We start from the raw sequence: 11,982 nt of genomic DNA on the forward strand, positions 1-11,982 counted from the left end.
GCTCGCCCACCGCACCGGCGGGTACCGGCTCCAGATCCGGGCCCAGCACATACGCCCGCGTATTCCCGATCGGCCGCCCGATCGGCACCGAGACAGCAGGTGCTGCCGACCCGGCAGCGCCCAAGGTGGCGCAGACGGTGAATTCGGTCGGCCCGTACGCGTTGATGAAACGGCAGTACGGCGTCCAGCGGGCCGGCAGGCCGGGCGGGCACGTCTCGCCGGCCGAGACCCCGACGCGCAGCCCAGGGGCGTCAGCCGGTGAGAGTTGGAGCCACACGGAGGGCGGCAGGGTGACGTGGGTGATCGGCGCCGACTTCAGCAGGGCGGCGAGGAGAGGTCCCGCCTGCGCCTCGTCGGAGGTAGCCAGTACCAGTTCGGCGCCCGCGGTCAGCGCCATCAGCACTTCCCACACCGACGCGTCGAAGCCGGGCGAGGCGAACTGGAGAACGCGGTCACCGGGGTGGACGTCGAGATGCTCGCGCTGCGCTCGGGCCAGGCTGACGGCACCGCGGTGGGTGACCGACACGCCCTTGGGCTTCCCACTGGAGCCGGAGGTGTAGATGACGTAGGCCAGGGAGTCCAGGTGGCGGACCTTGGGGCGCGGCGCATCGCGGAGCCCGATCCCGGTGCCATCCACGGGGGTCACCCGTGCACCGTCCATCTCGATCACGCGGACGGGGTCGGCGAGGGAGAGCCGTAGGACGTCCCGGTGGGTGAGCACCAGCTCGGCTCCCGAGTCGTCCAGCACGTGCTGCAGCCGGGGCAGCGGATAAGCGGGGTCCAGCGGCACATAGACGGCCCCGGCTTTCAGGATCGCCAGGAAGGCGACGACGGCGTCCGTGCACCCCCGCGGCAAGCAGACAGCCACGGGCTGCTCCGGCCGGATATGCGCATCCGCCAGAGTGCTCGCCAATCGGTCCGCGGCGATGTCCAGTTCGCGGTACGTAAGGCTCCGTAAGGCTCCGCGGACGGCGCTCGCGTCCGGGGTGCGCCGGGCCTGGTCGGCTATCAGCTCGTGAAGGAGGCGGGCACCACCCGAACTGTCACTCACGCAGGATCCCTCGCGTCCGAATCAGCTGTTTTCGGGTCGGTGGCCCGCAGCGCCGCGGGCGACGCCGGTTCGGCCGCGAGTCGTCGGGCCGAAAGGACCAAGAGTGCGGTACCGACGGAGTAAAGGAGCGCTACGGCGGTGAAGGGCACCCGAGGGTCGTAGGACTCGAACGCCGGGCCGGTAAAGGTGAGCGCCAGAGATCCCGCCACCAAGGTCAGGGTCATGAATGCGGACATGGACTGCGGGCGCAGCGCGGACGGCGTGCGCCTGGTCTGCAAGGCCGTGGTCGGCCCCTCGATGAATCCCATGAAGAATCCCCCCAGGCAGAGGACAGCGCCGAACGTCACCACGTGGAGATCCACCACGGCGCCCCACAGAGTTGCAGATTCCGCTACCGCCCCTGTGATCATCAGGTTGATTGGTTTCATTGCACGTAGGAGAGGGATCGCCGTGATGTTTCCAGCGACTGCCCCGACTCCGAATACTGCGAGCAGAGCACCCACGACACGCGGGTCGTCGTCGTAACGCAAAAACGCCAGGATCGGGATGGCGGCGAAGATGCACTGCCAGGACATCTCAAAACCGATATTGGCGAAGGTCCACAGGCGCTGGATCCGATCCTGCCACAGAAATCGTACGCCGGCCAGCAGTTTACTTTGGTCCACTGTCGCGGGTGCCACCTTGCCGGTGTGCACGAACAGGGAAATCAAGAGAAAGGAGACGAAGAAGCTGGTGGCGTCAATCCACAGAACCGCTCGCGCACCGAACGCCGAGACGAGCACGCCCCCTATGGGTGCACCCAGGAGCAGGGTGATGCGGTTCGCGCCCACCAGAAGAGTGTTGGTTCGGGCCAGGAGTCCCTCGTCGTCGCCGACGAGTTCGGGCAGTAGCACCCGCTGCGAGGCGTAGTAGGGCGTAAAGAAGCCACCGATCAGGAAGACGAGCACGAGCAACATGGGAAAGGTGAGTAGACCCTGCCGGTCGAGCAGGGGCACCAGGCCGATGAGAACAGCGCGTGAGCAGTCGGCCATCCGCATGAAGGTTCGAGTTCCCAGACGGGTGGCGAGGACGCCACCGGGAATCCCCCACAGTGCCATTGACAGCATCTGCACCGCGAGGACAAAGCTCATTCTGGCGACCGACCCCGTGGTCGCCAGCACGAACCACGGCAGGGCGACTCGGGTCACCAGCGAGCCTGATACCGAGATGATCTCGGCCGAGAGCAGGGCTAAGAGGGGACCGCCCGCCTTTTTGGACATGCCTAATTCTTAGGTGACGCCCGCTGCGCTAGTCAAGCACCACCCCCCCTGCAGGCCCGGGCGGCGATGTGTTCGGCATGACCGAACGCAGTAGGAGATGTCGGGCGACCCCGGCGCGAAGTACCTGTTCCCGCGGGAGGACTGGACAGAACCCGGCGCACGTACCTCACCCTGTCGGTCATGTGATGCAGATCACTTTCGGTCGGCCTTCGGTGACGCACCGGGGATCGGATGTAAGAATCGAAGCATTGTTCATGTGTCGCCGACCCTTTTCGGCCAATGGAAGGCGAGGATCGGCGAAAAACGCCGGGCACCAGGGGGGTGCAGTGCAGGTACGAGCCGAGAGCGATAAAGGGCATAGCCGCACAGAAATAGAGGTCTCCCTCAGGCGATTATTCGCCAGACTTCTCGGTCTTCCCGCTGACCAGGTCCCTCTCGACGTGTCATTCGTGGAACTGGGGGCGGACTCCCTGCTCCTGGTGGAGGCTACCGAAGTCATATCGGACAATCTCGGCATCGATGTGCCTTTCCGGGATATGCTCGACGCCCACGCCGACATCGCTTCGCTCGCCGGCCGGGTGGCAGAGCTGGGCGGCCGGGCCCCGGACGCCTCGGCCGCAGCCGAGGACCGTGACACGGCCGCGCGTCGCCTCGAACCTTTGCCGACAGCGCCCGAACACGTCGCGGTCCTCCCGGAGGCCCCGCCCCCCTCGGAGGGTTCCGAGGACTCCTCCCTCGAACGAGAGGTCATCGGCCTCCAGATCGAGCTGATGCGCAGGCAGCTCGAACTGCTCAGGTCACGCCGGCAACCCTCGTCACAGGACGATTACTGGAAGCCGCCGACCGCTGCCCCGGAACCGCCCGGAGGCCGGGAGGGGGCCGCCGAGGCCCTCGGTCCTCACCGGCCCATCGAGCCGTACAGCGGGCGCAGCCTCGCTCCAGACCAGCTCCAGCACGTCAAGGAGTTGGTGACGTCCCTCGAGTCGCGTATGGGTGGCTCCAAACGGCTGGCCGCGCGGCAGAGGACCGTCCACGCGGACAGCAGGATGTCGGCCGGATTCCACGCGCTCTGGAAAGAGATCGTCTATCCGATCACGGCGGACCGGGCGAGCGGAAGCCGGTTCACCGACGTCGACGGCAACGAGTTCGTGGACATCTCCATGGACTTCGGTGTCAACCTCTTCGGCCACGCCCCGCCCGACATCCAGGAAGCGATCAGCGCTCAGCTGGCCAAGGGCACGCCGCTCGCACCGTTCAACACCTCGGTAGGGCCGGTGTCCGAGCTGATGACCGAACTCACGGGGCTGCCCCGCGTCGCCTTCCAGAACTCCGGCACCGAAGCGGTCATGGTCGCGATCCGGGCGGCCCGCGCGGCTACCGGCCGAAAGAAGATCGTCATCTTCTCCGCTTCCTACCACGGCACTTTCGACGGAGTGCTCGCCCGCGGGTCGGCCGACCCCGCTCTCCCGCCGGGCACCGCCGTACCGCTGACGCGCGGAACGCCGCCTTCGATGGCGCAGGACGTCATCGTCGCCGATTTCGCCCAGCCCTCGGCTCTCGACCTCATCGCGGCCAACGCCGCCGGCATCGCAGCCGTCCTGGTCGAACCCATCCAGAGCCGCACGCCACAGGTCCAGCCCTTCGCATGGCTGCGCGACCTGCGCGCACTCACCTCCGACCTCGGTATCGCGCTCATCTTCGACGAGGTCATCACCGGCTTCCGGCTGCACCCGGGCGGCGTCCAGGCCCTCAGTGGCGTGCGGGCCGACCTGGCCGCGTACGGGAAGGTCATCGGCGGCGGCCTGCCCATCGGCGCCGTGTGCGGCAGCGAGCGGTTCATGGCCCCGGTCGACGGCGGCCTGTGGACCTATGGCGACGACTCCTGGCCGAGCGCGGGGACCATGGCGTTCGCCGGGACGTTCTCGAAGCACCCGCTCGCCATGGCCGCCGCGCACGCCGCGCTGCGTCGTATCAGAGATGAGAGCCCCCGGCTCCAGGACGAACTCGACCGGCGTACCGGAGCGCTTCAGACAAGCGTGAACAGCGCGCTCGAACGTGACCACATCCCGTTGCGCGTCGAGCGGGCGGGGTCCCTGTTCAGGTTCTCCTTCGGCCGGGGGTTCGGCTTCCCCGACCTCTTCTTCCACCATCTGCTTCATCTCGGCGTCTACGTCTGGGAGGGCCGCAACTGCTATCTGTCGACGGCCCATACGGACGAGGACGTGACGTTCATCGTGGACGCGGTGCGCACCGCCGTCGAGGAGATGTCCGCACAGGGGTTCATCCGTACCGACGACGGTGCCAGCGGTGAATGACGAGACAATCGCGGAGGACCTCGCCGCCGCCCGGCGAGCCCTGATCGACAGGCGACTGCGTGCGCTGTCCGACGCCGTACCCGGCACACAGGTGCAGGCCGCCGCGCCTGCCGCCACCGGGCGGGACCCCGAGCGACCGGTGTTGTCCACTGCACAGCGCCGCATGTGGTTCCACGAGCAGTTGCTGCCAGGGGGTTCGGCGTACAACGTGTCGGCCGCCTACCGCGTGCGCGGCTCGCTCGACCCCCGGGCGCTCGACCGCGCGCTGGTCACTGTGCTCACTCGGCACGAATCGCTGCGCACGCGCTTCGCCGTCGCGGACGGGGAACCCTTCCAGGTCGTCGAGCGCGCCCCGGACAGGGTGCTGATCCGCGAGGACGCCGCCGGGCTGAAAGGGACCGAGCTCGAAGCACGCTGTGCCGCGGAAACTGCAGCTCCATTCGATCTGGCGGCCGGCCCACTGCTCCGGGCCCGGCTGCTGCGGCTGGCCGACCGCGACCACGTCTTCCTCGTCACCGTTCACCACAGTGTGTTCGACGGCTGGTCGGCAGGTGTGTTCGTCAACGAGGTGTCACGGGCGTACGCCGCCGAGGTGGACCACGTCGATCCAGACATGCCCGACCTCCCTTTGCAGTACCCGGACTTCGCGGCACGGCAGCGGAGCATGGCCGCCGGACCCGAAATGCGCCGCCAGTCGGCGTACTGGCGTGCCCAACTGGAGGCCGCGCCGCCCCTTGAGCTGCCCGCGGACCGGACGCGGCCGCCGGTGGCCACCTACCGAGGAGAGCGGGCCGACTTCGAAGTGCCGCCCGCGACCGTGCAGGGGATCAGGCGCCTGGCCCGCGCTGCCGGTACCACGCCGTTCGTTGTGATGCTCGCCGGCTACCAGACCCTGCTGGGCCGGTACGCGCGGGCTGACGACTTCGTCGTCGGGACTCCCGTCAGCGGTCGGAACCGGACCGAGCTCGAACCCATGATCGGCTTCTTCGTCAACACCCTTCCGCTTCGCGCCAGGCTGGACGACGACCCGTCCTTCGAGGGACTGATCCACCGGGTCCGGGAGACCGCACTGGACGCGTACGCCCACCAGGAGGTGCCGTTCGAGCAGATAGTCGAAGACCTCGCCCCGGAACGGGATCTCAGCCGGAACCCGCTGTTCCAGGTGTGGTTCGGCCTGCTGAACACGGGGCGAACCGGCGAGCTGGGCGAGCTCTCACTGTCGGACTGCACGGTGAGCGAGCTTCCCACGGGTGACGTCACCACCCGCTTCGACCTCGAACTCCACATTTTCGACCGCGGATCCGATCGGCTCGCCGGACGGTTCATCGGTGCGCGTGACCTGTTCGACGAGGCCACCGTGCACCGATTCGGCGACCATTACCTCAGGCTGCTCGCCGCTGCCGTCGACGACGCAACCCTGCCGCTGTCGCGGATTCCGCTCATGAGCCCGCATGAAAGCCGGGCCGCGCTGGCCGCCGGCCACGGGCCGGAGGAACCGGTGGAGGACGGCCTGACCTTCAGCGAGTTGTTCGAGCGCTGGGCCGCGGGAACACCGGAGGCGTTGGCGATAGTGTGCGCCGAGGAACGGCTGACGTACGCCCAGGTGAACGCGCGAGCCAACCAGCTGGCCCGGCTGCTGCGTGATCGGGGCGTGAGACCCGAGGTCCTGGTGGGATTGTGCGTGCAGCGCAGCCCGGACACGCTCGTCTCCCTGCTGGCGATCCTCAAGGCCGGCGGCGGGTATCTGCCGCTCGATCCGGCAGCTCCCCGAGACCGGTTGCGCCACATCATCTCCGAGGCCCGTGTCCCGCTGACCGTTACACGGTCCGGTCTGGCCGAATCCCTGTTCGCCGGAGAACCGGTGCTGCTCTTGGACCAGGACGCCGAGGCGATCGAATGCCGGACGACCGCGAACCTGCCGTCCTTCGCCACCCCGGACAACCTGCTGTACGTCGTGTACACCTCCGGGTCGACCGGGCGGCCCAAGGGCGTGGCCATGACGCACCGGCCGCTGCTCAACATGATCGGCTGGCAGGTCCGCCGCAGCCCGGTCGCCGGACCGACTCTCCAGTTCTCGGCGATCAACTTCGACGTCTCGTTCCAGGAGGTGTTCAGCACGTGGGCCCAGGGTGCGCCCGTCGTGATGCCCTCCGAGGATCAGCGGCGCGACCCCGACCAGCTTCTGGACATCATGGCAGAGCACGATGTCCGGCGGTTGCACTGCCCTCCGCCTGTGCTCGAGTTGCTCGCCGCCGCGGCGGCCCACCGGTACGGGCAGCCGCTGCCGCCGCTGCAAGAGATCGTGTCGGCGGGGGAGCAACTCGTCCTCGGGCCGGAACTCCGCTCCCTGCTGGACCGTCTCGACGCGCCAGCCGTCGACAATCAATACGGTCCCACCGAAGCACACGCGATCACTGCGCTGAGGATGACAGGGGCACCGGCCGAGTGGCCGACGCATCCTCCGATCGGTACGCCCGTGGGAAACGTCCGGGTGTATCTGCTCGACCGCGATCTGGCACCCGTCCCACCCGGTCTCCCGGGGGAGATCTACGTGGCCGGCCCGTGCCTGGCACGCGGATACTCCGGCCGACCCGGCCTGACCGCCCAGGTCTTCCTCCCCGATCCCTACGCGGAGGAGCCCGGATCCCGCATGTACCGCACGGGGGACCTGGCCCGTCGGCGTGCCGGTGGTGTCCTGGACTACCTCGGCAGAATCGACTCGCAGGTCAAGATCCGGGGCTATCGCGTCGAGCCGGAGGAGGTCGAGGCGTGCCTGGCCGATCTGCCGGGCGTCGTCCGTGCCACCGTCGCTGTCACTGACGCTCCGGCGGGCGGTCGTCTGCTCGTCGGCTACGTCGTGCTCTCTCCTGGCTCCGGCTTGGACCCGACCGGCATGGTGGACCGGCTCCGGCAGCGGCTCCCCGCCTACATGGTCCCGGCTGCCGTCGTAATCCTCGATGAGATGCCCTTGTCCATATCAGGCAAGGTGGACCGTAAGCGGTTGCCGCGGCCGGTTCTGGAAGGGGGCGGTTTCGTGCCACCGAGCGACGCCGCGGAGCGTGCTGTCGCCGAGATCTGGCAGCGTGCGCTGGGGTGCGACCGCGTCGGCGCCCGCGACAACTTCTTCGAGCTCGGGGGCCACTCTCTGGCCGTGCCAGGAGTCGTCCACCAAGTCCGTGCTCGTTTCGGCGTGGACCTGCCGCTGCGCGTGATGTTCGACCGCCCTGTCCTGGAGGATTTCGCCGCCGCGGTCCGTCAGGCCGATCCAGGCGTTGCCGTCCGGGTCAGGACGGCGACCTTCCGGGCACTCACACGGCCGCGAGAGAGCCGTGCCCAGATGTTCTGCCTGCCGTTCGCGGGCGGCGGACCGGATGCGTTCGACGCGTTTCTGCCCTTGCTGCGGGAGCACCTCGACGTCCACGTAGCCCACCTGCCCGGGCGTGGAAGTCGCTACGCCGAGAGCATGCCCCGGACCGCCGGAGCACTCGTTCCCGGTGTCGCGGCCGAGATGCTGCCATTTCTCGGCGAGACCGTCGTGCTGTTCGGACACAGCATGGGTGCGTTGCTCGCGTACGAACTGGCACGTGAGCTGCACCGCCTCGGGCACCCGCCCGCCTGCCTGGTGGTGTCCGGCCAGCCCTCCCCGCAGCACCGCGACCCGGAAGGACTCCACCGGCTTGCGCCGGATGAGATGCTGCGCACCCTCGCGCAGTTCGGTGGTGTCGACGCGGCAGCGTTCGACGAACCGGAACTGCTCGAACTGGTGCTTCCCACGCTTCGTGCCGACGTGGCCTTCACTGAGACCTATGCCCACACCCCGGGTAAGCCGCTGGACTGCCCGGTCATCGTCTACGGATCGGACGGCGACCCCGGCACGACGCCGGCGGCCCTCCTCGGCTGGAGGGAGACGACGACCGGCCAGGTCGACACCGTGTTCCTGCGCGGAGGTCACTTCCACCTGACCGCCGATCCCGAACCTTTCTCGGCCGACCTGCTGAGCCGTTTGGCCACGCATCTGTCCGACAGCCTGTGCTGAGCCGCCAGGAGAATCCATGACTGCCGAGTCCGTCCCACGGCCCGCTTCCTCCTCCGCCCCACCAGCGCTACCCTCCTTCGGGCAGCAGCGCCTGTGGTTCCTCGAACAGCTCCACCCGGGGACACCCGCCTACACCATCACCCACGCCTTCCGCGTTCGCGGCATTCTGGACGCCAGCGCGCTCCAGCGCGCCGTCGGTTACCTGGGCAGCAGGCACGACGTGCTCCGCTCGAGGTTCGAGGTCCAGGACGGCGTCCCCTTCGTTGTGGTCGGCCCGACAGATACGGTCCGGCTGGAGATCATCGACCTCTCAGTTCGCGCGAGTCCCCTGCAAGCGGCACGAGAACATGCGGCGGCCGAGGCCGCTTGGGCATTCGATCTCTCGGCCGGCCCGCTGTTCCGGGCCCATGCGCTCCGCTTGTCCGAGCAGGACCACGTCCTGACGCTGACCGTTCACCACAGCGTTTTCGACGCCTGGTCACTCGATGTGCTCATGCGGGATCTGTCGGCCGCCTACAGCGCCTACTTGGCGGGAGGCGAGCCCAGGCTGCCTGCCCTCGGTGCGTCGTACGGCGAGGTGGCCGCTGCCCAACACTCATTGCTGACAGAGGAGGTCCTTGCCGAGCACTCGGACTACTGGCGCCGGCAGCTGGCCGGACTGGGAGAGACGGAGCCCATCACCGATCGGCCGCGGCCGCGCGTCCCCTCCCACCGAGGACGTACGGTCGAGTTCAGCCTCCCTGCGCAGCTCGTCGGTGGTCTGCGGACGATTGCCCAGCAACGCGGCGCGACACTGTTCATGGTCCTGCTGGCGGCTTATCACGCGGTGCTCGCACGCTGGACCGGGGCCCGCGAGTCCGTCGTCGGCTGCCCCTCAGCGGGCCGTACCGAGCCGGAACACGAGGAGCTCGTCGGCTTCTTCGTGAACATCCTGCCGCTGAGGGCCGACCTGTCGGCAGATCCTTCGTTCCACGACCTGGTCAGCCAGGTGCGCACGACACTGCTGGAGGCACTCTCCCGCCAGGACCTTCCGTTCGAGCGGCTGGTGGACGAGCTCGGACTGCCCAGGGTGTTCGGCCGGCATCCCCTCGTCCAGCACACTTTTCAGCTACTCACGAACGGGGGCGGCTCGGGCGGTTCCTTCTCCTTGCCCGGACTCGAAGTCAGCCGCTTCGACGACGGATCGGAATCCGTCCGTTTCGACGTCGAGATGTACTTGCTCGACGACGGCACGGACCATGTGCGGGGCTACCTCATCTACGCTGCTGAGCTGTTCGACGAGGCCACGATGCGGCGGTTCATCGAGCGCTACCGCACATTCCTGACTGCCGTCTGCGCCGACCCGGCAGAGCCCGTCCTCGACGTTCCGCTCCTCGATGCCGAGGAGGAGCAGGCGCTGGCGCGCTGGAACGGCACCTCCCGCGCAGTCCCACCGGGCGCGGACCTGCTCGAACGGTTCACGGAGGTGGTACGCCGTTCGCCGGATGCGGTCGCCGTGGCAGCTGAGGACAAGGGGCTGACATACGCGGACCTGCACGCCCGTTCCGAACGTCTCGCCCTCGAACTGCGCCGACGCGGTGCCGGTTCCGAGAGGGTCGTCGGAGTGCTGCTGGAGCGTGGCCTCGATCTTGTCGTCGCCTGGGTTGCCGTTCTCATGTCGGGCGCGGCTGCCCTTCCCCTCGATCCCCGAGCCCCGGGGGACCGGATAGGTTCGATAGTGGACGACGCCCACCCCGGCCTCGTGGTGACCCGTCGCGGACTGGTTGGTCTTCTGCCTGCGACGACGCCCACTCTGTTCGTGGACGATCCGCTGCCCGTGCGGCAGCAGGGGGCCGATTGCCCTCCCTGGCCTGCCACGCCCCCCGGCGCACTACTGCATGTCATCTACACCTCCGGCTCCAGCGGGCGGCCCAAAGGCGTGGCCATCGAGCGCCGCTCGATGGCCAACCTGATGGACTGGCATCTGCGGGAACGCGGCCTCGGCCCCGACGACGTCGTCTCCCAGGTCGCCAACGTCTCCTTCGATGCCGCAGGCTGGGAGATCTGGGGCGCTCTGCTCGCCGGAGCCAGGCTGCATTTTCCACCTGAAGAGGATGTCCCGTCGGTCGAGCGCATGCTCGACCACTTCGCCCGGGCGGGAACGACGGTCACCTACCTCACCACGGCCATGTGTGAGTACCTCATCACCTACCCCCTTGACGAACTCACCGAGCTGCGAACGGTGTTGACCGGTGGGGACCTCTTCCGTGCGCAGCCGACGGACGCTCCTGGCGTACGAGTGGTGAACGTCTACGGCCCCACCGAGGCCACCATACTGACCACTTGCTCCCTGGTGGAGTTCCCGTACGAGGGGCGGGACATAGGGCGCCCGCTCGACAACGTCCGGGTGCATGTACTAGACGATCGGCTCCACCCCGTGGGCGTGGGCACGCCGGGCGAGATCTATGTCGCCGGCGCCGGTCTGGCCCGGGGCTACGTCGGGGCGCCGGCGATGACCGCTGCCCGTTTCCTGCCGGACCCCTTCGCCCCCGAACCCGGCGGGCGCCTGTACCGTACCGGCGACGTCGGCCGCTGGACCGCCGAGGGAACGCTGGAATTCCTCGGCCGTACAGATCGGCAGGTGAAGATCCGCGGCTATCGGGTGGAGGTCGCGGAGGTCGAGATCGCGCTGCGCGCGCTGCCCGGCGTGGACGACGCGGTGGTCCAGATGGCTGGCACCGGGGGACGCACCCGGCTCGTCGCCTGGTACACCAGCGAGGGCGGCGACCACACCACCGACCCCAGGCTCCGCGAACGCCTCGCCGACACACTGCCGGATTACATGCTCCCCGACAGGTTCGTCGGGGTCGAACGGATGCCCCTGACCTCGTCCGGAAAGGTCGACCGCAACGCCCTCCCACCGCTGGAAGAGTCCAGCACGCCCTTCGTGGCACCGCGCGACGCGTGTGAGGCGGCGATTGCGCAGATGTGGGTCGGCACGCTGGGCCTGGACCGCGTAGGCGTCCATGACGACTTCTTCGAAGTCGGGGGGCATTCCCTGATCGCGACCCGCATCTCTACGCGTATCCGCGAGACGTTCGGCGTCTCGGTGCCGCTGCGGACGCTGTTCGAGCAGCGGACGGTCGCCACGCTCGCCGGGGTGGTCAGGGATCTGGTCTCCGCCGCCGTCGAGGCGATGTCGGACGACGAGGTCCGCGCGCAGGTCAAGGTGGCGGAGGACATCCCGTGACGAACCTCGCCGACCCGCGCTCATTCGATGGCGACGACATGGGGTCTTTCTGGAGGCGCCTCAGATCCCAGGAGCCGGTCCACTGGCATCCG

Annotated in this window: 5 protein-coding genes; 3 read left to right on the plus strand and 2 right to left on the minus strand. The window is 68.4% G+C overall.

What is annotated here, in order from left to right; genetic code table 11:
• A partial coding sequence (locus IH54_RS40680; RefSeq protein WP_159012257.1) for an AMP-binding protein occupies positions 1-1,051 on the minus strand: 1,051 nt, incomplete at its 3' end.
• A complete protein-coding gene (locus IH54_RS0135435; RefSeq protein ID WP_031525052.1) occupies positions 1,048-2,310 on the minus strand; it encodes an MFS transporter in 1,263 nt (420 codons plus the stop codon). The genes IH54_RS0135435 and IH54_RS40680, both read right to left, overlap by 4 nt.
• Positions 2,311-2,564: 254 nt before the next feature.
• Between IH54_RS0135435 and IH54_RS0135445 the strand changes: the two genes are divergently transcribed.
• Genes IH54_RS0135445 through IH54_RS0135455 form a run of 3 tightly spaced genes read left to right on the plus strand, consistent with a single transcriptional unit; the run spans position 2,565 to position 11,890 of the window.
• Entirely contained in the window at positions 2,565-4,625 is a 2,061-nt protein-coding gene (locus tag IH54_RS0135445; RefSeq protein WP_267965264.1) for an aminotransferase class III-fold pyridoxal phosphate-dependent enzyme, read from the plus strand.
• A complete protein-coding gene (locus IH54_RS40685; protein WP_159012262.1) occupies positions 4,618-8,661 on the plus strand; it encodes a non-ribosomal peptide synthetase in 4,044 nt (1,347 codons plus the stop codon). The genes IH54_RS0135445 and IH54_RS40685 overlap by 8 nt, the downstream gene beginning before the upstream one ends.
• A 16-nt stretch (positions 8,662-8,677) precedes the next feature.
• A complete protein-coding gene (locus IH54_RS0135455; RefSeq protein WP_052398221.1) occupies positions 8,678-11,890 on the plus strand; it encodes a non-ribosomal peptide synthetase in 3,213 nt (1,070 codons plus the stop codon).
• Positions 11,891-11,982 lie beyond the last annotated feature (92 nt).

This window comes from Streptomyces sp. NRRL F-5123, assembly GCF_000721495.1.
Taxonomy (GTDB): Bacteria; Actinomycetota; Actinomycetes; order Streptomycetales; family Streptomycetaceae; genus Actinacidiphila.